The 24,337-nt window shown below is 72.7% G+C and carries 21 protein-coding genes; 11 read left to right on the top strand and 10 right to left on the bottom strand.

The genetic code is table 11. The features are described 5' to 3' along the window. Window positions 1-141: 141 nt before the first annotated feature. The gene (locus tag AB0K82_RS42140; protein ID WP_364408628.1) at window positions 142-996 is read right to left on the bottom strand and encodes an SDR family oxidoreductase; all 855 of its coding nucleotides are present in this window, start codon (window positions 994-996) and stop codon (window positions 142-144) included. 141 nt (window positions 997-1,137) lie between these two features. Here AB0K82_RS42140 and AB0K82_RS42135 point away from each other — a divergent pair, with 141 nt between their 5' ends. Then, a complete protein-coding gene (locus AB0K82_RS42135; RefSeq protein ID WP_364408626.1) occupies window positions 1,138-1,587 on the top strand; it encodes a helix-turn-helix domain-containing protein in 450 nt (149 codons plus the stop codon). Continuing rightward, on the top strand, window positions 1,584-2,204 hold the full coding sequence (locus tag AB0K82_RS42130; protein ID WP_364408623.1) for a TetR/AcrR family transcriptional regulator: 621 nt from the start codon (window positions 1,584-1,586) through the stop codon (window positions 2,202-2,204). The genes AB0K82_RS42135 and AB0K82_RS42130 overlap by 4 nt, the downstream gene beginning before the upstream one ends. 19 nt (window positions 2,205-2,223) lie before the next feature. Here AB0K82_RS42130 and AB0K82_RS42125 read toward each other — a convergent pair whose 3' ends face one another. From AB0K82_RS42125 to AB0K82_RS42100, 6 genes are all read right to left on the bottom strand, one after another. Beyond that, window positions 2,224-2,742 (bottom strand): hypothetical protein, encoded by a 519-nt coding sequence (locus tag AB0K82_RS42125; protein ID WP_364408620.1) that lies wholly within the window; start codon window positions 2,740-2,742, stop codon window positions 2,224-2,226. An 84-nt stretch (window positions 2,743-2,826) separates the two neighbouring features. Beyond that, window positions 2,827-4,476 (bottom strand): phosphoglucomutase (alpha-D-glucose-1,6-bisphosphate-dependent), encoded by a 1,650-nt coding sequence (gene pgm / locus AB0K82_RS42120; protein WP_364408617.1) that lies wholly within the window; start codon window positions 4,474-4,476, stop codon window positions 2,827-2,829. Window positions 4,477-4,700: 224 nt separating this feature from the next. Continuing rightward, a complete protein-coding gene (locus AB0K82_RS42115; RefSeq protein WP_364408615.1) occupies window positions 4,701-5,873 on the bottom strand; it encodes a cation:proton antiporter in 1,173 nt (390 codons plus the stop codon). A 6-nt stretch (window positions 5,874-5,879) separates the two neighbouring features. Next, window positions 5,880-6,362 carry a TrkA C-terminal domain-containing protein gene (locus AB0K82_RS42110; protein WP_345364448.1) on the bottom strand — a complete coding sequence of 161 codons (483 nt, stop codon included), beginning with the start codon at window positions 6,360-6,362 and terminating at the stop codon, window positions 5,880-5,882. Between the two features lie 34 nt (window positions 6,363-6,396). Beyond that, entirely contained in the window at window positions 6,397-6,558 is a 162-nt protein-coding gene (locus AB0K82_RS42105) for a hypothetical protein (RefSeq protein WP_364408613.1), read from the bottom strand. Between the two features lie 309 nt (window positions 6,559-6,867). Then, window positions 6,868-7,284, bottom strand: a complete 417-nt coding sequence (locus AB0K82_RS42100) for a hypothetical protein (protein WP_364408611.1) — start codon at window positions 7,282-7,284, stop codon at window positions 6,868-6,870. Between the two features lie 176 nt (window positions 7,285-7,460). Between AB0K82_RS42100 and AB0K82_RS42095 the strand changes: the two genes are divergently transcribed. After that, window positions 7,461-8,387: a sensor histidine kinase gene (locus tag AB0K82_RS42095; protein ID WP_364408608.1), complete on the top strand. Its 927-nt coding sequence runs from the start codon at window positions 7,461-7,463 to the stop codon at window positions 8,385-8,387. Between the two features lie 377 nt (window positions 8,388-8,764). Here AB0K82_RS42095 and AB0K82_RS42090 read toward each other — a convergent pair whose 3' ends face one another. Then, window positions 8,765-9,340: a hemerythrin domain-containing protein gene (locus AB0K82_RS42090; RefSeq protein ID WP_364408606.1), complete on the bottom strand. Its 576-nt coding sequence runs from the start codon at window positions 9,338-9,340 to the stop codon at window positions 8,765-8,767. A 309-nt stretch (window positions 9,341-9,649) separates the two neighbouring features. Between AB0K82_RS42090 and AB0K82_RS42085 the strand changes: the two genes are divergently transcribed. After that, the gene (locus tag AB0K82_RS42085; RefSeq protein WP_364408604.1) at window positions 9,650-10,792 is read left to right on the top strand and encodes an MraY family glycosyltransferase; all 1,143 of its coding nucleotides are present in this window, start codon (window positions 9,650-9,652) and stop codon (window positions 10,790-10,792) included. Window positions 10,793-10,901: 109 nt separating this feature from the next. On the opposite strand, the gene AB0K82_RS42080 is transcribed toward AB0K82_RS42085, so the two are convergent. Both AB0K82_RS42080 and AB0K82_RS42075 read right to left on the bottom strand, forming a co-directional pair. Beyond that, the gene (locus tag AB0K82_RS42080) at window positions 10,902-11,918 is read right to left on the bottom strand and encodes a hemolysin family protein (RefSeq protein ID WP_364408601.1); all 1,017 of its coding nucleotides are present in this window, start codon (window positions 11,916-11,918) and stop codon (window positions 10,902-10,904) included. Continuing rightward, entirely contained in the window at window positions 11,915-13,423 is a 1,509-nt protein-coding gene (locus AB0K82_RS42075) for a hemolysin family protein (protein ID WP_364408598.1), read from the bottom strand. Before AB0K82_RS42075 ends, AB0K82_RS42080 begins: the two co-directional genes overlap by 4 nt. A 343-nt stretch (window positions 13,424-13,766) precedes the next feature. Between AB0K82_RS42075 and AB0K82_RS42070 the strand changes: the two genes are divergently transcribed. From AB0K82_RS42070 to AB0K82_RS42040, 7 genes are all read left to right on the top strand, one after another. Beyond that, window positions 13,767-14,777, top strand: a complete 1,011-nt coding sequence (locus tag AB0K82_RS42070) for a LacI family DNA-binding transcriptional regulator (RefSeq protein ID WP_364408595.1) — start codon at window positions 13,767-13,769, stop codon at window positions 14,775-14,777. 74 nt (window positions 14,778-14,851) lie between these two features. Continuing rightward, a complete protein-coding gene (locus AB0K82_RS42065) occupies window positions 14,852-16,123 on the top strand; it encodes an ABC transporter substrate-binding protein (protein ID WP_364408592.1) in 1,272 nt (423 codons plus the stop codon). Window positions 16,124-16,178: 55 nt separating this feature from the next. Beyond that, complete coding sequence (locus AB0K82_RS42060) at window positions 16,179-17,195, top strand: sugar ABC transporter permease (protein ID WP_364408589.1); 1,017 nt, start codon at window positions 16,179-16,181, stop codon at window positions 17,193-17,195. Next, window positions 17,192-18,061 (top strand): carbohydrate ABC transporter permease, encoded by an 870-nt coding sequence (locus AB0K82_RS42055; protein ID WP_364408586.1) that lies wholly within the window; start codon window positions 17,192-17,194, stop codon window positions 18,059-18,061. The genes AB0K82_RS42060 and AB0K82_RS42055 overlap by 4 nt, the downstream gene beginning before the upstream one ends. A 36-nt stretch (window positions 18,062-18,097) precedes the next feature. Then, window positions 18,098-19,732 (top strand): glycoside hydrolase family 13 protein, encoded by a 1,635-nt coding sequence (locus tag AB0K82_RS42050; RefSeq protein ID WP_364408583.1) that lies wholly within the window; start codon window positions 18,098-18,100, stop codon window positions 19,730-19,732. A gap of 111 nt (window positions 19,733-19,843) precedes the next feature. Beyond that, window positions 19,844-22,459, top strand: a complete 2,616-nt coding sequence (locus tag AB0K82_RS42045; protein ID WP_364408580.1) for a hypothetical protein — start codon at window positions 19,844-19,846, stop codon at window positions 22,457-22,459. Between the two features lie 97 nt (window positions 22,460-22,556). Then, on the top strand, window positions 22,557-24,337 hold a 1,781-nt coding region (locus AB0K82_RS42040; protein ID WP_364408578.1), incomplete at its 3' end, for a glycogen debranching N-terminal domain-containing protein.

Raw genomic sequence — 24,337 nt, 5'->3', positions numbered from 1 at the left:
GACAAGGAGCTGCTGATCGAGGGCGAGAAGGAGCTCAGCCAGTCGCGGGCCTCCTTGTAGGGGCGCAGCGAGTGGCCGAGCTGGCCGGAATCCGGAACGCCGCGGGTGACGAGACGGTTCGCGCGGCGGAGCGTCGGGACCTCAGCCGGCGAGTGCGGCCGCGACGGTATCGGCGATCGGGGTGGTCGGCCGGCCGATGAGCGCCTTCAGGTCGCCCGGCGTGTCGGCCAGCGCCCCGGCCGCGATGCCGCGGTCGACGTCGACGAGCACGTCGGCGAACGCGTCGGGCACGCCCGCCGCGACCAGGGCCGCGCGGTGCTCCTCCGCGGGCACGTTCCGGTACACGACCTCCTTGCCGGACGCCCGGGAGATCTCACCGGCGAGGTCGCCGAGGGTCCATGCGACGTCTCCGGCGAGTTCGTAGATCCGGTTGTCGTGACCCGTCCCCGTCAGCACGGCGACCGCCGCCGCCGCGTAGTCCGCGCGGGTGGCGCTGCCGATCCGGCCGTCGCCGGCGCCGCCGATGACGGCGCCGGTCTCGACGGCCTGGGTGATCGCCGGAACGTAGATCTCGCTGTACCAGTTGTTGCGCAGGAGCGTGTACGTCAGCCCCGTCTCACGGATGATCTCCTCGGTCGCCTTGTGCTCGGCGGCCAGGCCGAGGACCGACGTGTCCGCGTGCGGCGCGCTGGTGTAGACGATGTGCGGGACGCCCGCGCCCTGGGCCGCCTGGATCGCCGCGGCGTGCTGCGGAACGCGCCGTCCGACCTCGCTGCCGGAGATCAGCAGGAGCCGGGTCCCGCCCTCGAACGCCGGGCGCAGTGTCTCGGGACGGTCGTAGTCGGCCTCCCGGACCTGCACGCCGCGCGCGGCGAGGTCGGCGGCCTTCTCCGGGCTGCGCACGGCGGCCACCACCTGGTCCGCGGGCACCTTCTCCAGCAGCCCGTCGATCACCAGACGGCCGAGCTGTCCAGTGGCGCCGGTAACGATGATCATAAGAGTCTCCCGCTTAGAACGGCCTCGGCGGCAGCGCCCCGAGGTGAGCACACGCCAACGGTAGTACTAACTTTTCGACAGTGCAATCCAGCAGTAAGTACACGATCAATGGGTGGTGCGGTGGAGAAGTATGCTGACGCCATGGACAGCCGCGCGACCAACGGATCGCCGACCCCGGCCTGCGACGGCGAAGCGGTCCGCGACGCCTACGGCGACCTCGTCTTCGACGTGTTCGCCGGCCGGTGCACCTCCCGCGAGGCGCTCGGGCACATCACCGGGCGCTGGGGGATCCTCGCGCTCGGCGCGCTGAGCGAGGGCACGTACCGGTTCAACGCGCTGCGCCGCCGGGTCGACGGCGTGAGCGAGAAGATGCTCGCGCAGACCCTCCAGGCGCTCGAACGCGACGGCTTCGTGCTCAGGAGGGCCGAGCCGACCATCCCCCCGCGCGTGGAGTACAGCCTCACCCCGCTCGGCCGTCAGGCCGCCGAGCGGCTCCTGGGCGTCATCGAGTGGCTGGAGGCCAGCATGCCCGAGGTCACGGCGGCCCAGGCCCGCTACGACGAGGCGAAGGCCGGCGAGAAGGGGCCATGACGGAGAGTCCGATGACGCGGCCGGGCGCCGGGCGGACGCGGCGCCGCGGCGCCGCGCTGGAAGAGGCGATCCTGGGCGCCGCGGTGGACGAGCTGACCGAGTCCGGGTACGCCGGGTTGACCATGGACAAGGTCGCCGCGCGGGCCGGCACGAACAAGAACGCCATCTACCGCCGCTGGCCGAACCGTCTCGCGCTCGGCATCGCCGCCTACCGGCGACTGACCACGACGGCCGCCGTCCCCGACACCGGTACCCTGCGCGGCGACGTCCTGGAGTACCTCCGCCGGGCGAACCGCCACTGGAGCTCCCCCCTCGGCGCGATCCTCCGAGACCTGCTCGCCGCGGCGGGTGGAGCGTCGGAGGTCCTGGCGCAGCTGCAGGACCAGTCCGGCGACGCCGTCGCCGCCCCCTGGCTGACCATCCTCGGACGCGCGGTCGCACGGGGTGAGGCGGCCCCGGAGGCCCTCCATCCACGGGTCGCCACCGTGGCCATCGTCCTGCTGCGCAACGAGTTCGTCGTGCGCGGGGTCCCGACCGCACCCGACGACGTCCTCATCGAGATCGTCGACGAGGTGTACCTGCCCCTGGTGCGGCGACGGGGTCCGACCGCCGGCTGACCTCCCGGCGGCGCGGCGGTCAGCCGCCGTCCGGACGGGCGATCGCGGGGACCAGCCGGTAGTCGCGCTGGAAGACGAGGTTGTGCAGATCCGCCGCCGCGATGGCGCGCAGCGTGCCCACCTCCGCGGCGGCCTGCTGGTCGGTGAAGACGTTGAGCGGCCATTCGCCCACCGTCGCGCCGCGCAGGTGCGGATGGTGGAAACCCCGCTCGAAGTGGGCGTTCAGCGTGATCGGGCGGACGCCCGCCGCGCGCTGCTCCGGCCAGGACAGGGTCCATGAGGCGGCCAGCCCACCGTCCTCGGTCCGCCGCAGTCCGCTCTCGTCGATCAGCCCCGTCCCCTGCAACAGGCCCTCGTCGATCTCGGTCAGCACCCGGCGGGCGTACTGGGCGAGCAGCACGACCGTGTCGGCGAACCGCTCCTCCTTGTCCGCCCGCGTCTCCACGCCGCCGTGGGTGCCGTCCCGCAGGTCCTCGAAATGCCGTCGCAGCGCGGGCAGCGTCGGGTTGTCCCCGCGTGCGGTCGATGACTCGCTCATACGTTCATTCTGCGCCGCGACGCCCCGGCCGGGGCGTCGCGGCGCGGGCACAGGCAGACGCAGGCGCGGGGCGACGGAGGCAGGTCAGGAGCCGGCCGCGGCGAGCGTGGCGTTGACCAGGTCGCGGGCCTCCTCCTGGACGCGGGCGAGGTGGTCCGGGCCCTGGAAGGACTCGGCGTAGATCTTGTACACGTCCTCGGTGCCGGACGGCCGGGCGGCGAACCAGGCGTTCTCGGTGCAGACCTTCACGCCGCCCAGCGGCGCGCCGTTGCCCGGGGCCTCGGTGAGCACCGCGGTGATCGGCTCACCGGCGAGCGTGTCCGCGGTGATCTGCTCGGCGGACAGCTTCTTGAGGACCGCCTTCTCCTCGCGGGACGCGGGCGCGTCGACGCGCGCGTACGCGGGGTCGCCGTACCGCGCGACCAGCTCGGCGTGGTTCTCGCTGGGGGAGCGACCGGTGACCGCGGTGATCTCCGAGGCCAGCAGGGCGAGGAGGATGCCGTCCTTGTCGGTGGTCCACACCGAGCCGTCGCGGCGCAGGAACGAGGCGCCCGCGCTCTCCTCGCCGCCGAACCCGAGCGAGCCGTCCAGCAGACCGGGCACGAACCACTTGAACCCGACCGGGACCTCCACGAGACGGCGGCCGAGCCCGGCCGCGACCCTGTCGATCATGCTGCTGCTGACGAGGGTCTTGCCCACTCCCGCGTCACCGGGCCACTCAGGCCGGTGGGCGTACAGGTAGGAGATGGCGGCGGCGAGGAAGTGGTTGGGGTTCATCAGGCCGCCGTCCGGCGTGACGATGCCGTGCCGGTCGGCGTCCGCGTCGTTGCCCGTCGAGACCGCGAACTCGTCCTTGCGCGCGATGAGCGACGCCATCGCGTACGGCGACGAGCAGTCCATCCGGATCTTGCCGTCCCAGTCCAGCGTCATGAACCGCCAGGTCGGGTCGGTGTGCGGGTTGACGACGGTGAGGTCGAGCCGGTGGCGGTCGGCGATCTCGCCCCAGTACGCCACGCTCGCGCCGCCGAGCGGATCCGCGCCGATCCGTACGCCCGCCTCGCGGACGGCGTCCAGGTCGAGGACGGAGGGCAGGTCGTCCACGTACGCGCCGAGGAAGTCGTAGCGGCCGGTCGTGTCCGCCGCGAGCGCGCGGGCGTACGGGATGCGCTTGACCTCTTTCAGGTCCTCGGCGATCAGCGCGTTCGCCCGGTCCTGGATCCACGAGGTCGCGTCGGTGTCGGCCGGGCCGCCGGACGGCGGGTTGTACTTGAAACCGCCGTCGGCGGGCGGGTTGTGCGACGGCGTGACCACCACGCCGTCCGCGAGACCGGACTGGCGACCGCGGTTGTAGGTGAGGATGGCGTGCGAGACGGCCGGCGTCGGCGTGTAGCCGTCCCGGCTGTCGATCAGCACCCGTACGCCGTTGGCTGCGAAGACCTCCAGCGCCGACACCCGCGCGGGCTCCGACAGGGCGTGCGTGTCGATCCCCAGGAACAGCGGACCGTCGACCCCCTGGTCCGCGCGGTACTCGCAGATGGCCTGGCTGGTCGCCAGGATGTGCGCCTCGTTGAAGGCGGTGTTCAGCGCCGATCCGCGATGCCCCGACGTGCCGAAGGCCACGCGCTGCTCGACCCGCGCGGGGTCGGGCTGGTACGCGTAGTAGGCCGTCACCAGCCGCGCGACGTCCACCAGGTCTTCCGGCTGCGCGGGCCGCCCCGCACGCTCATGCGCCATCGGATGCTCCTTCGGCCCTCACGGGCCGTCGACGTTCGGTTCCTTACGCCAGTTTGTCCCAGCGCGGGAGAGGTAATCGATCCGCCCTACGGCGAGCGGACCGGCCGCGGCGTGCCGCCGGATCGGGGAGACGACCGAGGCGCGTCACGCCGGGCCGCGGCCCGCCGCCGGATCCGGGTCCGAGGCGTCCCCGTGACCGGCGGCGGGGCGCCGCCGGATCGGGGTCACGCCCGGCGTCCACCGCCGGACGCGGCGACGGCACGGGCGAGGGAGTCGGCGCTCCGGGCCAGCAGCGGCCCGGCGACCGCGAGGATCAGGACGTACGCCGCGGCGAGCGGCCCGAGGCGCGGGTTCGTGCCGGCGCCGACCGCCAGGCCCGCGACGACGATGCTGAACTCCCCGCGCGGGACGAGCGCGGTCCCGGCCCGCAGCCGGCCCGCCGGACCGACTCCCGCCCGGCGGGCCGCCACCCACCCGGTGGCGAGCTTGGTCGCCACGCCGACGACCGCCAGCAGAGCCGCGATGCCGGCCACCGGCGGCAGGTCCGCCGGGTCGGTGTGCAGGCCGAAGAACACGAAGAACACCGCCGCGAACAGGTCCCGGAGCGGACTGAGCAACTGCCGGGCGTCGTGCGCGAGCGGACCGGACAGCGCGATGCCGACGAGGAACGCCCCCACGGCGGCCGACACCTGCAGCTGCTGGGCGAGCCCGGCCACCAGGACGGTGAGACCGAGGACCTTCAGCAGGAGCACCTCACGGCTGGGGCTGGCCACGAAGCGCTGCACGACCTCACCGTGGCGCAGCGCGACGAACAGGATCAGGCCGATGGTGACCGCGGCGGCCAGGAGGGCGAACAGACCGCCGAGCAGCCCGGCCCCGGCCAGCAGCGCGGTGAGGATCGGCAGGTACGCGGCCATGGTCAGGTCCTCGAAGACCAGCACCGACAGCACGCTGGGAGTCTCGCGGTTCCCGAGCCGGCCCAGGTCGCCCATCACCTTCGCGGTGATCCCGGAGGAGGTGACGTACGTGATGCCGCCCAGCGCCACCGCCGCGACCGGACCCCAGCCGAGCAGCAGAGCGGTGGCGACGCCCGGCACGGCGTTCAGCGCCAGGTCGGACAGGCCGACCGGAGCGGAGGTCCGCATCGTCGTCACCAGCTCGTCGGCCGTGTACTCCAGGCCGAGGGTGAACAACAGCAGGATCACGCCCACCTCGGCGCCGACCGAGACGAAGTCCTCGCTGGTCGTGAGCGGGAGCACGCCACCGGATCCGAACGCCAGCCCGGCCAGGAGGTACAGCGGGATCGGCGAGACGGAGAACCGGACCGCGACCGCGCCGAGCAGGCCGAGGCCCAGGATGATGGCGCCGAGTTCGATCAGTTGGGTCGTCGAATGCATGGGCGGCTACCGCGTGCCGAGCAGCGCGGCGACCGCCGCGGTGCCGTCGGCGGTGCCGACCACGAGGACGATGTCGCCCGCCTGGAAGACGAAGTCCGGGCGCGGGCTGGCGACCACGCCGCCGCCGCGCACGACGGCCACGATGGACGCGCCCGTACGGGTGCGGGCGCGGGTGTCGCCGAGCGGCCGCCCGTCGTACGGCGAGCCGGCGACGATCGGGACCTGCCGGCTGACCAGGCCCTCGACGTGGCGGTGCAGTTCGGCCAGGCGTTCGACGACGCGGGCGGTGCCGAGGAGCTCGGCGACCGCGCCGGCCTCTTCGGAGGTCAGCACGATCGTCGTGGCCGCGCTGTCGGGGTCGTCCTGGTCGAAGACGACAACGTCGCGCCGGCCGCTGTGGTGGGAGACGATCCCGACGCGTCGGCCGCGTTCGGTCGTGAACACGTGTTGCAGGCCGATTCCGGGCAGGGAGCAGCGTTCGATCTCCACGGGAGTCCTCTCAGGCTCGTCGATCGGAGGGGGGTCACTGGTCGAAGGCCGCGTAGACCATCGCCAGCACGTTCGCGGTGATCAGCACGGCCAGCGCCGGCAGACCGAGCCGCGCGTTGTCGCGGCGGAACATCGAAGCGATCAGGAACACGCCGCCGCCCACGAGGACGGCGATGGCGAGAAAGAGGTAGGTCACGGTCGTTTCTCCACGTCAGGGCACCGGCGTCGGACACCGGCGGCCCACGGGACGGCGGCACGGGCACGCCTCCCGCGGACAGGGCACGGTCGGGAACGGACGCGCCGTCACGCGGCGGGACACACCCGCGTTCCGGGAAGCGGCGAGACACACCCGCGATCCGGGGAGGCGGCGGGACACATCCGCGTTCCGGGGAGGCGGACATCCGGCCACGCGAGCCGTCATGCGGCAGGGCACGTCCGTGTTCCGGGGCAGTGGACACCCGGGTACGCGCGCCGGCGACCGGCGGCGCGGTTCGCGACCGCCCGGCTACGCCGACGCGTACGGGAGAAGGACCGGAGGCGCCCGGCCGCGCCGCGTCGACCGGTCACCCGCCGGCGTACGGGAGGAGGTCCGGTCCGGCCCTCGCCACCAGACGGGCAGTCCCGCCGAGGTCGAGACGCCCTCGGGGCCGACGGCCCGCAGCGGCGTCTTGCCGACCTGCCGGTGCTCGTCGAGCCGGGGCAGGTGCCGACCGTGCTCGGCGGCCGGGGTCGCGCCCGCGGACGGCGCGGCCGCCGCCACCGCGGCGGTCAGGCGGTCGGCGCCCGGGGAGGAGGCGGCGGCGCCGAGCCCGGCGCCGACGCCGAGCAACAGCAGCAGTGAGACGAGGATCGCCGGAACCGGCCGGCGCGCCCGCTCACCGGACACCGTCACCCTCCCCACCTGGCCGAGACGTTTCGTCACCTCGACCCTACCGGCAACCCGCCGGTGCGGCCGTGGTCACGCGTCCGCGCGTAGCGGGGGAGGGAGGGAGCGTGACGACCAGATCGCTGAGCGCTTCGGAGGCGGCCTTATCCTGGTCGTTCAGACGTAACCTCACGGTAGTGTTCCTCAGTGGCCGACGAGCGAGGTGGACCGGGATGAGCGCCCCCGCCCTCTTCTCCCACCCTGCGCTGCTGTACCACGGCGAGCGGGAGTACCTCGCCGGGACACTGCCCTTCGTGCGGAGCGGGCTCGAGGCCGGCGAGCCGGTGGCGATCGCCGTTCCGGGGCGTCGGCTGGCGCTGCTGCGCGCGCGGTTGGGCGCCCTGGCCGGGCAGGTGCGCTTCGTCGACATGAGCGTGGCCGGACGGAACCCGGGCCGGATCATCCCCGGTATCCTCCGGCGATTCGCCGACGCGTACCCCGGACGGCGGGTGCGGATCATCGGTGAGCCCATCTGGCGCGGCCGCTCGATGACGGAATATCCCGCCTGCGCGCAGCACGAGGCCCTGATCAACCGGGCCTTCGCCGGGCGTGCGGTGACAATCCTGTGCCCGTACGACGCGACGGGGCTCGACCGGCGGACGCTGGCGGACGCGGCCCTGACCCACCCGGTCCTCATCGAGCGCGGCGTCGAGCGCGTCAGTCCCGACTTCGATCCAGAGAAGGTCATCGAGGTGTACAACGACCTGGGCCCGGAGCCCGTGGACACGGTGGCCCTCGAGTTCGGCGCGGACGGGTTGGGCGAGGTGCGCACCTTCGCCACGGCGGAGGCGGCCCTGCGCGGTCTCGGCGGCGATCGGCTGCTCGACCTCGAGCTCGCGGTCAACGAGCTGGCCGCCAACTCCATCGTGCACGGCGGCGGTGGCGGCACGCTGCGCGTGTGGTCCCGGCCGGGGCACGTCGTGTGCGAGGTCAGCGACTCCGGCCGGCTCACCGACCCGCTGGCCGGGCGGCGGCCGGTGGGCCCCGACGCCCATGGCGGGCGCGGCCTCCTGCTGGTCAACCAGGTCGCCGACCTGGTCCGGATCGCCCGCACCGCCGAGGGCACCCGCGTCCAGGCCCACTTCGCACTGGACCGCTGAGCCCGCCGCCTCGGGAAACCGTTCTCACGGGCGGACCGTCCTCGCGGCTGGACCGTCCTCGCCGGCGCATCCGTCGATGAGCCCGTCGGCCGCGCGCGGGGGACACGTCCCTGCCGTGATGGGCGATCGGGATCGTCTCCCGATCGCCCTCCCGGATTCGCCTGACCGGGATCGCCGGTCCGACCCGGTCCCTCGCGTGAAGACCGAGTCAGGTGACTGGCGATAAATGCGCCATCGCATTCCGAATCGACCGCAATGCGCGGTCTCTTCAACTGTGCCGGTGACGGTGGGTAGCGTCAAGGGCGCAAATAGTAAACAATCGTTTAGCGCTCCTATTCCGCCGAATCTGGGGTGCACCGCCCAGCGGCGGCGTCATGTCACTTCCGGTCGCGGCCGAGCGCCTTCCGGACCACGTCCCGTGTCCGGTCGGCGGCGGAGGCGAACGTGCCGATGAGGATGTTCTTGGCGGCGGACTCCACGCCCGGGTGCGGGTGCGTCGGCGCCATGGCCTCGGCCGCCTTGATCGCCGCGGCGAGTCCGCGAAGCTCGGTGCCGCCCATCTCGCGCAACCGGGTGAACTCCTCGCGCTCCTCGTTCTCGGCGTGCTCGAGGACGGACTTGCGGAACTCGGCGAACAGCGGTTCGAAGCCGGCCGCCGAGGTGCCCATCTTCTCCAGGGCCTGCAGGACGCGCTTGCCCTCGTTCTCCTCCTCCAGCCGGGCGTCGATGATCCGGTCGCCGTCGGGGATGACCCGGCGGGCCAAGGGATGCACGACCTCCTCTTCGGCCGTCTCGTGCACCGCCAGGAACCGGCAGAGCTTCTCGAACGCCTCCTCACGGGCGTGGCCCGTGCTCCGGTCGACCTCTTCGAAGAGGCTGCGGATCTCCTCGTGCTGGCGGATCAGCAGGTCGATCGCGTCTTTCTCCGGCATCGTCTCAGGTCGCTGAGTCATCTCGCGGTACCTTCCCCCCTGTGTCTCCCCGTATGTGCCTATTGCGACATTTCCGGTGCCGACCTGGTTAAACGCGCCGCCCGGCCGCCCGGCGGACGCGGGGGAGGCCGGTACGGCCCTCATCGGGAAAGCGGCCGGCCCGGCCGACTTTCTCGGATCATGTAGCCGGCGCGACCCTGGTTTTGATCGACGATCTCTAGCCTGATTCCCGGAGTGGTCACGGACGGTGGCGTCCGTCCGCGGGGCCGTCGTCCGACTCGGGAGGGGCGCCATGCCCGGCACGATCAGGCAGGTCGAGGGCGGGCGGCCGTGGCGCCGTGGCTGACGGCGGCGGGTGCGGCCCTCGCCGCGCTCCTGCTGGCCGATTTGCTGAGCGCCGCGCTGAGCCGGTACGCGCTGCGGCGGGGGATCGTCGACCGGCCGGGCGTCCGCAAGGCCCATGACCGGCCCACCCCGTACCTGGGCGGGGTCGCGATCGCGGTGGCCGCCCTGGCGGCGGGGACGGTGTCGATCCCCTACTGGGACCGGAGGGTCGCGGTCCTCGTCGCGGCCGCCGTCGTCGTCGCGCTGGTCGGGCTGCTCGACGACCTCAGACCGACGCACCCGGTGTTCCGGCTGGCCGTGGAGGTCGTCGCCGCCACGGCGGTCGTCCTGGCCGGGGGACGCATCGGCGTCTTCGGGCACTGGCTGGACCCCGTGGTGACGGTGGCGTGGATCGTGGTGCTCGCCAACTCCTTCAACCTCCTGGACAACATGGACGGGACGGCCGCGACGGTGGCCGTCGCGGCCGGCTGCCTCATCGCCGGCGCGGCCTACCTCGAGGGCCAGCGCGGCCTGGCACTGCTGCTGATCACGCTGTCGGCCGGCTGCCTGGGGTTCCTCGTGCACAACTGGGCGCCCGCGCGGATGTTCATGGGCGACGCCGGCTCGCTGTTCATCGGCTTCCTCCTGGCGGCCGCGGCCGTGCTGGTCCGGGTTCCGGGCGGCGCGACCGCCCGGCTCGCCGAGCTTCTCCTGTTCACCTTCGTCGCCACCGTGGACACCCTGGTCGTCGTCATCGCGCGCCCGCGCGCGGGTCTGTCCTGCTTCACCCCCGGCACCGACCACGCGGCGCACCGGCTGCGGGCGATGGGACTCACCGTTCCGCAGGTCGCCCTGACCCTGTGCGCCGCCGCGGGCCTCGCCGGGCTCTGCGGCGTGGGCGTCGCCGCCGCGCGGCTGCCCGGCGTCCTCACCCTGGCGGCGGCCGGCACCGGGGCCGCCGCGCTGATCCTCCTGTTGATCAAGGTCCCGGTGTACGCGGCCGCGCCGGCCGAGGAACCGGCCACCGCCGACGTCCTGCCGTTGACGGCCCGTCCCGCGCCCGAGCCGCGGCACCGCGATCTCCCGCTGCGGAACGTGCGGACGTCGGACCGGGGATCCGTCCTGCACCTCGACGAGTGGCGAAGATGAGCGAGCCACCGCCGACGCGGAGCCGGCCGGGCGGGCGGGCGGCGGGTCGCCGCGGGCACCGGGGTCCGTCCGTCGCGGCCACCGGCGTCCGTCCGTCGTGGCGGCCGGCTCAGTGCGGGTTGCCGGCGAGGAGCTCGCTGAGCAGGTCGTCGAGGCTGACGATGCCGATGAACGGATTCTCCGGCGTCGCGACGAGCGCGAGCTGCGCGCGGGCCCGCCGCAGCGTGCTGACCGCGGCCAGCACCGTCGTGTCGGGGGGAAGGGCCGGGACCGGGTAGGTCATGTCGCCGGCGGTCCGGCCGCCGGCGCCGTGGGGGAGGGCGTCCCGTACGTGCAGGAGCCCGCGGATGCGGGCGCGGCCGTCCCGGACGAGCAGCCGGGTGTGCCCGCTCGCCGCGGCGGCCCGCCTGATCTCCTCCGGGTCGGCGTCGGCGGGGACCGCGGTGACCCGCTCGGCGGGCACGACCAGGTGGTCGATGCCCGCGTGCCGGGTGGTGATGGCCCGGCCCAGCAGGTCGTGCTCGGCGTTGTCGATCAACCCCATGCGACGCGACTCGCCGATCAGGTGGGACAGCCGCTGCGGGTCGGCCGGTGCCTCCGACTCCGCGCGCGGCCGTACGCCGCAGAGCCGGAGCAGACCGCCCGTGATCCCGTTGAGGACGGTCAGGAGCGGGCGCGACAGCCGGGCGAACCCGCGGAACGGGATCGCGAGGATCAGGGCCGAGCGTTCGGGGTGGGCGATCGCCCAGGACTTCGGCGCCATCTCCCCGGCCACCATGTGCAGGAAGGTCACCACGCCCAGCGCCAGGGTGAACGCCATGGCGTGCCCGGCGGCCTCCGGCGCGCCGACGGCCGCCAGCGGCGCGTCCAGCAGGGTCTCGAAGGCCGGCTCGGTGACGACGCCGAGCCCCAGCGAGCACATGGTGATCCCCAGTTGCGCCCCGGCCAGCATCAGCGACAGCTCGTCGATCCCGGCGACGGCGGCCCGCGCGGCGGTGCCGCCGCGCGCCGCCGCCCGCTCCAGGCGCGGGCGTTTCGCGGCGACGAGGGCGAACTCCGAGGCGACGAAGAAGGCGTTGCCGGCCAGGAGCAGGAGCGTGACCAGGGCGGAGGTCAGCGGGTTCACGAGAACGCCCCTCGGGACTCTCCGGGCGTGGCGGTGGCGAGGGGAAGCGCGTGCAGCCGCACGGTCCGGGCCACGCGCCGGCGGACGGCGAGGACCTCGATCGCGGCGCGCCCCGGCGGACCGTACTCGGGGTCGAGCTCGACCTCGATCCGGTCGCCCGCTCGCGGCAGGCGGTGCAGCCGTGTCATGACGAGCCCGCTGAGGCTGTCGTACGCGGCGTCGACGGGCAGCGCCAGCCCCGTGAGGTCCCGGACCTGCGCGATCCGGGTGCCGGCGTTCAGCACCCAGACGCCCTCGCCACGGGTGGGATCCGCCTCGGCCGCGTCGTTCTCGTCGGCGATCTCGCCGACGAGCTCTTCGGCGATGTCCTCGAACGTGAGGATCCCGGCCAGGCCGCCGTACTCGTCGACGACGGCGGCGAACTCCTGACCCGCCTCGCGCATCCGAGCCGTGACCGCCTGCAGTTCGAGGGTGTCCGGGACGAGCAGCGCGGGGCGCATCACCGCGTCCACGGTCCGGTCGCCGCCGGACGCGCCGGTGCCGGGTGAGTCGGTGCCGGGTGAGTCGGCGCCGGACGTACGGGACGCGCCGACGCCGTCCCGGCGGGACGGCCCGGGTGCGTCCATGACGTCGAGCGCGGCCAGCTCGCGCACCCCGACGACGCCGATGACGTCGTCGATGTCCCGTCCCCACACCGGGTAGTCGGTGTGGCCCGCGCGGGTCACCAGGTCGGTCAGCTCCGCCACGGTCGTGGCACGGGGAACGGCGACGACGTCGGGACGGGGCACCATGACCTCGGCCGCCGTACGCTCCCGGAAGGTCAGCGCGCGCTGGAGGAGGTCGGACAGGTCCGGCGGGAGATGGCCCGCGCGGCGGGACTCGCCGATGATGTCGCCGAGCTCCTCCAGGGTCGCGCCGTGGTGCAGCTCCTCCACCGGCTCCACGCCGAACAGCCGTACCAGCCGGGCGGCCGCCGTGTCGAAGAACCTGATCACCGGGCCCGCGACCGTCAGGTACGCCAGGGTCGAGGCGGACAGTGCCTTGGCGACCGGCTCGGCGCGGGCCAGTGACAGGTTCTTGGGCAGCAGCTCACCGAGCACCATCTGAACCACGGTCGCCAGCAGGAACCCTGCGACGACCGCGACGCCGTCGGCCTGGCCTTCGGTCAGGCCCGCGTGCTCGAGCAGCGGGGCGATCAACCGGGACGTGGCGGGCTCGGCGATGAAGCCGACGACCAGCGCGGTCACCGTGATCCCCAGTTGCGCGCCGGACAGCATGAACGACAGCCGGCTCGTCACGTCCAGGGCCCTCAGGGCCCTTCTGTCTCCGCGTTCGGCCTGCGCGGTGAGCGTGGCGCGGTCGGCGGCGACGAAGGCGAACTCCTGGGCGACGAAGTACCCGGTCGCGGCGGTCAACACCAGGATGGCGGCGACACCGGCGAGGGCGCTCACCATCGCGGTGCCCTCGGCCCAGGACTGGAAGGGTCCGACGCCGCGGACACCCACATCCCCCCTCTTCGTTGGTCGTATAGCGCCAACGACGCGCGTCCGCCCCGGTGTTCCCGGACGGCTCGCCGAACGCCCCGCCCGGCATCGCGTTCCTTATCCCTCTTCCCGGAGCGTGCCCGGCGTGGCATCGTCCTCCCTAGGGGAGAAACCTGCCCGTTTCGGGGCTTGTGAGCCGCTCGCGTCCGGTGGTCCGGACCACTCGGACTCGGTACCAACACGCGCATGTAACGAGCCGGAAACGTGTTCGACATCTGCTTGACACGACTTCTCGCGTGGTGGCAATTTGAACGATCAAATCGCCCCGGGTCACCAGAAATATCGCAAAACGCGAGGGAGAGGGATGAGCGGTCGAGACGCGAACGGAGTGACGATCTCCGATGTCGCCGCGGCCGCCGGTGTCTCCCGCCAGACCGTCTCCAACGTGCTGAACCGTCCCGCGCGCGTGGCGCCGGACACCGCCACGCGCGTACGGCGGGCGATCGAGGAGCTCGGCTACCGGCCGAACCGCGCCGCGCAGAACCTCCGGGAGCGTGCCAGCCGGTGCATCGGCCTGAAGATCCCCGCGCCGATCGGCGTGAGCAACTTCCTCGACCGCTTCCTCTACTCGCTGACGGCGGCGGCCGGGGCCGCCGGCTACCACCTGCTGCTGTTCGCCCCGACGGCCGTGGAGGAGGAACTCGCGACGTACGAGGACCTGATCCGCACCGGCACGGTCGACGGCTTCGTGGTGGCCGACGTGTCGGCGAAGGACCGGCGACTGCCGTGGTTCGCCGAGCGCAGCATCCCCTTCGTGTGCTTCGGCCGGCCCTGGGGTCAGGAGGACGGCCCGTACACCTGGGTGGACGTCGACGGGGCGTACGGCATCGAGCAGGGGGTCGAGCACCTGATCGGCCGCGGCCACCGGCGCATCGCCTACCTCGGCTGGCCCGAGGGCACCGGGTTCGGCGACGAGCGGCGGAGGGGCTGGCTGCGGGCCATGGGCCGGCACGGCCTGGAGACCGACGGACTGATCGGCGTGTGCGGCGAGGGCGTCGCGGTCGCCGTCGCGGCGGCCGAGCGCATGCTGGCGCGGCCCGAGCCGCCGACCGCGTTCGTGTGCGGCAGCGACACGCACGCCGTCGGAGCGAGGCTCGCCGGCGGCCTGGACGCGGACGGCCGTCCGCGCGTCGGGGTGGTCGGCTTCGACGACTCTCCCGCCGCGTCTTTGATCTCGCCCCGGATGTCGAGCATCCGGCAACCGCTCGACGAGGTGGCACGTCGCGTCGTCGGCCTGCTGACGACGCGCGTACAGGGCGATGGCTCCCCGCCCGAGGGGGTGATGTTGCGCCCAGAGCTCGTGGCACGGGAGTGACGAGGGCCGGGGATCCGGCAGCAGTACCGAGTACAAACCCTCAGGATGGAGAAAAGGTGGCATCCGTTTCTAGAATGACCCGCTTCGCGGTCATCGCGGCGAGCGTCGCCGTGGTCGCCGCCGCGTGTGGCGGCAGCAAGGACGACAACAGCAAGGGCGGGTCGAACAACGCCGGTGCGCTGGACGGCCGTGGGCCGATCACTCTGGCGACCGGCAAGGACACGTCCGGCAACATGCAGAACCTGGTCAACGCCTGGAACCAGCAGCACCCGAAGGAGCAGGCGCGGATCATCGAGCTGCCCGAGGACGCCGACGCGCAGCGGCAGCAGATGGTGCAGAACGCCCAGACCAAGTCCAACGCCTACAGCGTGCTGAACCTGGACGTGGTCTGGACGGCGGAGTTCGCCGCGAACCAGTGGATCGCGCAGCTGCCGAAGGACCAGTTCGACCTGTCGAAGTACCTGCCTGCGGCGACCAAGACCGGTGAGTACCGGAACAACCTGTACGCCGCCCCCTGGAAGACCGACGCGGGTCTGCTCTACTACAACAAGGACCTGCTGGACAAGGCGGGCGTCACCGCGCCGCCGAAGACCTGGGCGGAGATGCAGCAGGACTGCGCCAAGGTCAAGGGCGCCAAGTGCTACGCCGGCCAGTTCGAGAAGTACGAGGGCCTCACGGTCAACTTCTCCGAGGCGGTCGCCAGCGCCGGCGGCGTCGTCGTCGACGACTCGGGCAAGCCGAACGTCAACACCCCGCAGGCCAAGCAGGGCCTGGACTTCCTCGTCAACGGCTTCAAGAACGGGATGATCCCCAAGGAGGCCATCTCCTACAAGGAGGAGGAGTCCCGGCGCGCCTTCGAGAAGGGCGACCTGGTCTTCTACCGCCAGTGGCCGTACGCCTACGCCCTGTCGAACAAGAAGGGCGACTCCAAGGTCGTCGGCAAGTTCGCCGTCGCCCCGCTGCCGGGCCTGAACGGTCCGGGCGCGCCGACCCTGGGCGGCCACAACCTGGCGATCTCCAAGTTCGCCCAGAACAAGGCCACGGCGCTGGACTTCATCAAGTACCTGACCAGCGAGCAGACCGAGCGCGCCAACCTCATCAACTCCTCGGAGGCGCCGACCCTGGCGTCGCTGTACGACGACGCCGAGCTGCAGAAGAAGTTCCCCTACCTGAGCACGCTCAAGGCGTCGCTGCTCAACGCCAAGCCCCGGCCGCAGGCCGTGCGGTACGGCGACGTGACCGCCGCGATCCAGGAGGCCGCCTACGCGGCGCTCACCGGCAAGTCGACCTCCGACCAGGCGCTGGCCGACCTGCAGAACAAGCTCGGACAGCTGATCACGCCGTAGCCGCGTCCCGTGGCGGGACGCCCGTCGTCCCGCCACGGGCCCCCAGGAGGGCTCCATGACTACTACGACCGCCGAACCGGGAACCGTCGCCCCGGTAAAGCAGAAAAAGAAGAGCGACGTCCAGGGCTCGGGTCGCCTGGCCGCCGTGCTGCTCTCGCCGACCTTCCTCGTCCTCGCCCTCGTGGTCGGCTACCCGATCGTCGACGCGCTCCGTGAGTCGCTGTACCAGCGCAGCAACGGGCTGGACGCCAACGGGTTCGTCGTCAAGGGTGACAAGTTCGTCGGCCTGAAGAACTACACCGACATCCTGACCGGCGACAGCTCGCACGCGTTCTGGAACGCGTTCTACAACACCACCTTCTTCACCGTCGTCGGCGTCATCATCGAGACGATCCTCGGCGTGGCGATGGCGCTGGTCATGCACCAGGCCTTCCGCGGCCGGGGCTTCGTCCGGGCGAGCATTCTGGTGCCCTGGGCGATCCCGACCGCGGTGTCCGCGCTGTTGTGGCGCTGGGTGTTCCAGGCCGACGGCGTGGCCAACGCGATCATCGGCCACCAGGTGCTGTGGACCACCGAGGGCTTCCACGCGAAGGTCGCCGTGCTCATCGCCGACACGTGGAAGACCGCGCCGTTCGTCGGCCTGCTCGTCCTCGCCGGCCTCCAGCTGATCCCGGGGGAGGTGTACGAGGCCGCGAAGGTGGACGGGGCCGGCACGTGGTACACGTTCGTCAAGATCACGCTGCCGCTGATCAAGCCGGTGCTGCTCGTCGCGGTGCTGTTCCGGCTGCTCGACGTGCTGCGGTTCTTCGACCTGCCGTTCGTGCTCATCGGCGCGCACAAGGACTCGGTGAACACCCTGTCCATGCTCGCCTACGACGAGGCGACCAACCTGCGGTACGGTCCCGCGGCCGCCTACGCCACGATCCTGTTCATCTACGTCGCGGTCGTCGCGTACGCCTTCGTCAAGCTGCTCGGCGCCGACATCATCGGCGACGCGCGGGCGCGTAAGAAGTCCGCGTCCGCCAAGCGTGCCAAGAAGGGCTCGCGGCCCACCCGGGAGGCAACGGCATGACCGCCATTTCCACCTCGAAGTCCGGGGCCAAGGAGCGCCGGAGCTTCAGCGCGGGCCGGGCGCTCTCGTACCTCGGCATGATCGTGGTGGCGCTCTACTGTCTGGCGCCGTTCTACTGGATGGTCGTCTCGGCCTTCCGGCGGCCGGAGGACCAGTTCGACAACTCGCCGATCCCCTCGCCGATCTCGATCAAGAACTTCACGGCGGTGTTCAAGCACGACGTGGGGTTCCAGCGGGCGCTGCTGAACAGCGTCGTCGTGGCGGGCGTGACGACGGTGCTCACGCTCGTCGTCGGCACCTTCACGGCGTACGCGCTGGCGCGGCTGGACTTCAAGTTCAAGAACGTGGTGCTCGGCATCATCGTGGCGACCTCGATGTTCCCGACGATCTCCCTGATCGTTCCCCTGCTGCACCTGTTCACGAACATCAGCTGGATCAACAGCTACCAGTCGATGATCATCCCGAACCTGTCGTTCGTGCTGCCGCTGGCGGTGTGGAACCTCAACGCGTTCTTCCGGCAGATGCCGTTCGAACTGGAGTACGCGGCCATGGTCGACGGGTGCACCCGCGGCCAGGCCTTCCGAAAGATCATCGTTCCGCTCGCGGCGCCGGGTGTCTTCACCACCGCGATCATCGCGTTCATCGCCGCGTGGAACGAGTTCATGATCGCCCTGAGCATGGTGAACAAGAAGGAGATGCAGACGGCCACCGTGTCGATCTCCAAGTTCACCGGGGCGTACGGTTTCGACCAGCCGTTCGGCACGCAGATGGCGGCCGGCGTCCTCGTGACCGTACCGCTCGTCATCGTCGTGCTGCTCCTGCAGCGCCGCATCATCGCCGGCCTCACCGCCGGTGGCGTGAAGTAGGGCACGACACCGTCCCGACCCCCCTGAAGGGAAACAGTGCACGTCAACGCCCCCTGGTGGCGCAGCGCCGTCATCTACCAGATCTACATTCGCAGCTTCGCCGACGCGAACGGTGACGGGATCGGTGACATCGCCGGAATTCGATCCCGGCTGCCGTACCTGCGCGACCTCGGCGTCGACGCCGTCTGGATCACGCCGTGGTACCCCTCTCCGATGGCGGACGGGGGCTACGACGTGGCGGACTACACCGATATCGATCCGATGTTCGGCACTCTGGCCGACGCGGACGCCCTGATCCGTGACGCGCACGACCACGGCATCCGAGTGATCATCGACATCGTTCCCAATCACACCTCCGACCGGCACGAGTGGTTCCAGGCCGCGCTCGCGGCCGGCCCGGGCAGCCCCGAACGCGACCGGTACGTCTTCCGGCCCGGTCGCGGAGCCGACGGCGAGCTGCCGCCGAACGACTGGCGCAGCACGTTCGGCGGCAGCGCCTGGACCCGGCTGCCGGACGGAGAGTGGTATCTGCACCTGTTCGCCCCCGAGCAGCCGGACCTGAACTGGGAGAATCCCGAGGTCCGCGCGGAGTTCGAACGGGTGCTGGCCTTCTGGTTCGACCGCGGTGTCGACGGCTTCCGCATCGACGTCGCGCACGGCATGATCAAGCAGGACGGCCTGCCGGACCTCGGCGGCGAGGCGGAGGACGTCCTGGAGCCGAGCATGCGGCTCGACCACCCGCACTGGGACCGCGACGGGGTCCATGAGATCTACCGCGGCTGGCGGCGGGTGGCCGACCGCTACGAGGGCGACCGTACGTTCGTCGCCGAGGCGTGGGTGGCGACTCCGGAGCGGCTGGCGCGCTACCTGCGCTCCGACGAGTTGCACACCGCGTTCAACTTCGACTACCTGCGCGCCTCGTGGGACGCCGCGAGCCTGCGCGAGGTGATCGACGCGAGCCTGGGCGCGTTCGCCCTGGAGAACGCCCCGGCCACCTGGGTCCTGTCCAACCACGACGTGGTCCGCCACGTCACTCGGTACGGCCGGACCCACACCGGCGGCCGCGGCCCGCAGCACGACGTCGAGGAGCCCGTCGACCTGGAGCTCGGTACCCGCCGGGCCCGGGCGGCGGCGCTGCTCATGCTGGCCCTGCCCGGCGGCGCGTACGTCTACCAGGGCGAGGAGCTCGGCCTTCCTGAGGTCGAGGACCTGCCCGAGTCCGCCCTGCAGGACCCGGTTTGGGAACGTTCCGGGCACACGTCCCGTGGCCGGGACGGCTGCCGAGTGCCGATTCCGTGGTCCGGTGACACCGCGCCGTACGGATTCGGTCCGGACGGGAGCACGCCCTGGCTGCCGCAGCCGGAGTCCTGGAAGGGGCTCACGGCCGACGCGGAGGCCGGGGACCCGGCGTCCACGCTGGAGCTGTACCGCGCCGCGCTGCGGCTCCGGCACGAGCACGCGGCCCTGGGCGACGGCGATCTGACCTGGGACGACGACGCCCCCGAAGGGGTGCTGCGGTTCACCCGCGCACCGGGCTTCGCCTGCGTCGTCAACCTCTCCGGGGCGCCGCAGGAACTGCCCGCCGACGCCGAGGTCCTGCTGGCCAGCGGCCCGCTCGACGGCGGGCTGCTGCCCACGGACACGGCCGCCTGGCTCGCGGTCTCCGACTGATGACGCGACCCGCCGTCCGGGGTGTCGCCGACCACGGCACCCCGGACGGCGGGCTGTCTCTCTCCGAGGGCACATGAACGTTCGGGGGATGATCCACGAGAGGTGATGCTGATGCGAGGACATGCCCTGCGACCCGTACCCGCGGTCGCGGTCGCACTGGTCCTGACCGCCGGCGCCGTCGCCGCGCGGCCGGCCCCGGCCCGTGCCGCGACCGGCCTCGCGGTCTCCGCCGCTCCGGCCGAGCTGTCGGAGACGACCCGGCTGCCGGACCGGCGGTCGGTCGTCATCGGGGACCGGTTCTACTCGGTGTCCACCGAGGACGGGCTGTACCCGGCGGCGGGCTGGCACACGACCGGCGAGATGGGCGGGATCTGGACCCCGCCGCTCAAGCTGCTCGACGGCGTCTGGTTCGGTCTGGACGGCGCGTGGCTCGGCAAGCAGGCCGCCGCCCAGCGGTTCACCGCCGGGCAGGGGTACACCCGGATCGCCTACACGGCGGCGAACGGCGTGCGCGCCGAGCGCACGGACGTCGCGCCCGACGGCGTCCGCGCCGGGCTCATCGGCATCACCCTCAGCTCCGACTCCCGCAAGACCGTGCGCCTCGACGTGGACGCGCACTCGGAGCTGATGACCGCCTACCCGTGGGGCTCGACGAGCCCTGACCAGCAGGCGATGAACCTCCCGGACACCGGGGCGTACGACAAGGGGACGCTGGTCTTCCGCGAGCAGGGCACCCCGAACGTCCCGAACGCTTCCCGGCACGACTACGCCGCGCTCGTCGCCGCCGACCGTACGCCGGTCGCGCACCAGCTCGGTCCCGACCACCGGGGGCCGCAGGATCCGGCCGTCGTCTGCCCCGCGACCGGCGACCAGCCCAAGCGCTGCGACGACACGGCGTTCGGCAAGGGCACGGGCGGGCGGCTCTCGTACGACGTGACCGTCCCGGCGGGCGGTAAGGCCACCGTCTGGATCGCGGTCGCCGGCTCCGACCACGGCCTCTCCCAGGCGAACGGCGCGCTGCGCACCGCGCTGCACGACCCGGCCGGCCTGCTGGCCCGTAAGGTCGCGGCGCGCCGCGCCGTCGCCGCGAACACCGTCGTCGACCTGCCCGGCGACCGGCTCCTGCAGCAGAGCGTCGAGTGGAGCAAGCAGAACCTCGCCGACTCCGTGCAGGAGGCCCGCGACCTGAAGATGCGGGTCACCCATGAGGGCAAGGACTACCCGGCGCCCAAGGGCACCGTGGCCAAGGCCCGCTGGCTCGGCGCCGGCTGGCCGGACTACCCGTGGCTGTTCGGCACCGACGGGGAGTACACCGCCTACGCGACCGTGGCGGCCGGGCAGTTCTCCGCGATCGAGGACCACCTGCGGGCCGTCCGCGACACCAGCGACATCGTCAACGACCGCAGCGGCAAGGTGATCCACGAGGTCGTCTCGGACGGCTCGGTCTACTTCGGCGCGAACGGCGAGGCCGGCAACACCGACGAGACCGCGAAGTTCCCCAGCGCGGTCGCGCTGGTGTGGCGCTGGACCGGTGACCGGGCGTTCCTCGACTCGATGTACGACTTCGCCAAGCGCAACATGCGCTACATCGTGGAGAAGCTGGACGCCGACGGCGACGGCTGGCCCGAGGGGTCCGGCAACGTCGAGCGCGCCGGCATGGGCGTCGAGAAGCTGGACAACGCGGTGTACACCATCCGCGGCCTGCGGGACCTGGCCGACCTGGCCACCGCCGAGGGCGACGGCGCCACCGCCGCCTGGGCGGGCGGGCGCGCCGACGCGATGGAGAAGAAGTTCGAGGGCGCCTGGTGGTACGGCGGCGACACCGCCCAGTACGCCGACTCCATTGACAAGGCCGACGACCCGGCCAATGACAACACGAAGATCTTCCAGCGGCACTGGATCGGCGTGACCCCGATGGACGCCGAACTCGTCCGCCCCGGCCAGGTCACGCGTCCGCTCGCCGACGACCAGCACGCCCGGACGGCGCTGGCCCGGCGCGAGCAGTCCTGCTACACCGGCACCACCGGGCTCTACCACACGGGCACCGGTCCGACCTCGGCCGACGGCGGGAACAAGGGACCGTCGTGTGACGGCGTGGTCTCGTCCGTGCAGAGCGACCGCGAGGTCTTCTCGCTCGGCAACGGGATCATGGCCGTCGCCGAGGGCAACTACGGCCGCCTGGCCCAGCAGCGGACGTACACCACCGACAACGCCCGGATCCAGCTCGACCCGTCGCTGTGGGAGATGCCCGGCGCCATGCCGGAGATCGCGCCGAGCCCGGACTTCGACCCCGCCAACATCGACCGTCCCCTGACCGGACGCTCGATGGTCCTGCAGGCGTGGGGCGCGTACGGCAACCTCTGGCCGGTCGTCCACCAGCAGCTCGGCGTCTCCCCGGACATGGGCCGGGCGCGGCTGGAGGTCGTCCCGCAGGTGCCGCCGGGCCAGACCCGCGTCGCCGGACGTCACATCCGGATCGGCGGCGGCACGGTCGACGTCACCGCCGAGGCCGCCGGGAAGTCGCTGCGCACCACCGTGACCGGCCGGTCCGCCAAGGCGAGCCTGCTGATCGGCCAGGTCCTGCCGACCGGCGCGAAGGTCGCCGCGGTGACCCTCGACGGGCGCGCCGTGAAGTACCAGGTCCGCACGACCGCGCGCGGCACCGAGGTCGTGGCCGACGCCGGATCCGCGGGCGGCACCGCCGTGCTCGCCGTCACCCTCCGCTGAACCCGCGACGCCCCGCCCGGCCTCCCGGGCGGGGCGTCCCTTCGCCTGCCCCGTCCATCCCGGGCGGGGCGTCGCCTTGCCCACCCCCGGAGTCACCGTGTCCCAGTCCTCCCTCCATGAGCACCTGACCTGCGTCGCCGCGCCCACGCTCTGGCTCTCCCCGCCGAGCGGGCAGTTGACCGGCGGTGCCGACGGGCTGTACGTCGCGGACCGCCGGGTCCTGTCACGGCTCGTGCTGACCCTCGACGGAGCCGAGCCCGCGCCGGTCGACGCGACCCCCGTCGGCGCGGACGGCGCCCGCTTCACCGCGGCGCTCGGCGACCTGACGGTCGAGCGGACCCGTACGGTCGGCCCCGACGGCGGCACCGAGGAGATCCGCGTCCGCAACACGGGGACCGAGCCGGCCACGGTGGCCGTCGTGGTCGAGGCGGCCGCCGACCTCGCCGAGATCAGCGACGTCAAGGCGTGGCACGCCGGGGAGCCGGGCCGGGCGGGCGACCACGGCGACGGCGCCCGGGCGGGCGCGGTGGCGCTGCGCGACGGGGTCGCGCACACCGGCCCGGACGGCTACGCGGTGCTGCTGAGCGGGCGCCTGCGGGCCGAGCCGACCCTGAGACCGGGGGAGGAGTTCACGACCACGCTGACCGTACGGGCGACGCCCCCGCCGGTGGAGGGGTTCCGGCCGCTGCCGCCGGGTGCGCCGCCGCCCTGGTCGGCCGCGCCGCTCACCGTACGGTCCGCCGACCGGCGCCTGGACGCGCTGGTCGGTCAGGGGATCGCGGATCTCGGCGCGCTGCTGCTCGCCGACGAGGGCGACCTGTACTGCGGGGCCGGCAGCCCGTGGTACCTCACGCTGTTCGGCCGGGACTCCCTGTGGACCGCCCGGCTGGCCCTCCCGCTCGGGTACGAGCTCGCCGGCGGCACGCTGCGGACCCTGGCCCGGCACCAGGGCGTCCGCCACGACCCGGAGACGGAGGAGGCGCCCGGCAAGATCCCGCACGAGCTGCGGCCCGCGCACGCCGCGGGGTGGCTGCCGCCGGTGTACTACGGCACGGTCGACGCCACGCCGCTGTTCGTCACGACGCTCGCGGAGGCGTGGCGGTGGGGCATGCCGGCCGCCGAGGTCGAGGCGCTGCTGCCCGCCGCCGAGCGAGCGCTGGACTGGCTCGAGAGCTTCGGCGACGCCTTCGTGTCCTACACCGGGTCGCCGGACCGGCTCGTCAACCAGGGCTGGAAGGACTCCACCGACGGCGTCCAGCACGCCGACGGGCGTCCGGCGACGCCGCCGGTCGCCCTGTCGGAGGTCCAGGCGTACGCCTATCAGGCCGCCGTGCTCGGCGCCGACCTGCTCGACGCGTTCGGCCGGCCGGGCGGCGACCGCCGCCGGGAGTGGGCGGCGGCCCTCGCGGAGCGGTTCCGGGCGCGGTTCTGGGTGGACGGCTACCCGGCGATCGCGCTGGACGGGCGGGGAGAACCCGTGGACGGCCCGGCCTCCAACATGGGGCACCTGCTCGGCACCGGCCTGCTCACCCCGGCCGAGGAGGACCGGGTCGCGCCCCGGCTGGCCGAGCTGGAGTCCGGCTGGGGGCTGCGAACGCTGGGCACGGCCTCGGCGGGGTTCGACCCGCTGTCGTACCACCTCGGCTCGGTCTGGCCGCACGACACCGTGATCGCCGTGCTCGGCCTGGTCCGGGCCGGTCACCACGACGTGGCCGCGAGCCTGGCGCGCGGCCTGATCGCCGCCGCGCCGAGCTTCGATCATCGGCTGCCCGAGCTGTTCGGCGGCCAGGCCGCCCCGCCGGGTCACGGCTCGGGCGCGGAGTGGGAGCACCGGGCGGTCGCGCACTCCGGGCACAGCGGGCCGGCCGGCCCGGCGGG

Origin of the sequence: Actinoallomurus sp. NPDC052274, assembly GCF_040679475.1 — a bacterium.
Lineage (GTDB): Bacteria > Actinomycetota > Actinomycetes > Streptosporangiales > Streptosporangiaceae > Actinoallomurus > Actinoallomurus liliacearum.
This window is presented reverse-complemented; position numbering and strand designations above follow the sequence as displayed.

Excerpts from the sequence above, each read along its gene's own strand:
- AB0K82_RS42140 (WP_364408628.1), bottom strand. The coding sequence starts at position 996 with ATGATCATCGTTACCGGCGCCACTGGACAGCTCGGCCGTCTGGTGATC.
- AB0K82_RS42135 (WP_364408626.1), top strand. The coding sequence starts at position 1,138 with ATGGACAGCCGCGCGACCAACGGATCGCCGACCCCGGCCTGCGACGGC.
- AB0K82_RS42130 (WP_364408623.1), top strand. The coding sequence starts at position 1,584 with ATGACGGAGAGTCCGATGACGCGGCCGGGCGCCGGGCGGACGCGGCGC.
- AB0K82_RS42125 (WP_364408620.1), bottom strand. The coding sequence starts at position 2,742 with ATGAGCGAGTCATCGACCGCACGCGGGGACAACCCGACGCTGCCCGCG.
- pgm (WP_364408617.1), bottom strand. The coding sequence starts at position 4,476 with ATGGCGCATGAGCGTGCGGGGCGGCCCGCGCAGCCGGAAGACCTGGTG.
- AB0K82_RS42115 (WP_364408615.1), bottom strand. The coding sequence starts at position 5,873 with ATGCATTCGACGACCCAACTGATCGAACTCGGCGCCATCATCCTGGGC.
- AB0K82_RS42095 (WP_364408608.1), top strand. The coding sequence starts at position 7,461 with ATGAGCGCCCCCGCCCTCTTCTCCCACCCTGCGCTGCTGTACCACGGC.
- AB0K82_RS42090 (WP_364408606.1), bottom strand. The coding sequence starts at position 9,340 with ATGACTCAGCGACCTGAGACGATGCCGGAGAAAGACGCGATCGACCTG.
- AB0K82_RS42070 (WP_364408595.1), top strand. The coding sequence starts at position 13,767 with ATGAGCGGTCGAGACGCGAACGGAGTGACGATCTCCGATGTCGCCGCG.
- AB0K82_RS42065 (WP_364408592.1), top strand. The coding sequence starts at position 14,852 with ATGACCCGCTTCGCGGTCATCGCGGCGAGCGTCGCCGTGGTCGCCGCC.
- AB0K82_RS42060 (WP_364408589.1), top strand. The coding sequence starts at position 16,179 with ATGACTACTACGACCGCCGAACCGGGAACCGTCGCCCCGGTAAAGCAG.
- AB0K82_RS42055 (WP_364408586.1), top strand. The coding sequence starts at position 17,192 with ATGACCGCCATTTCCACCTCGAAGTCCGGGGCCAAGGAGCGCCGGAGC.
- AB0K82_RS42045 (WP_364408580.1), top strand. The coding sequence starts at position 19,844 with ATGCGAGGACATGCCCTGCGACCCGTACCCGCGGTCGCGGTCGCACTG.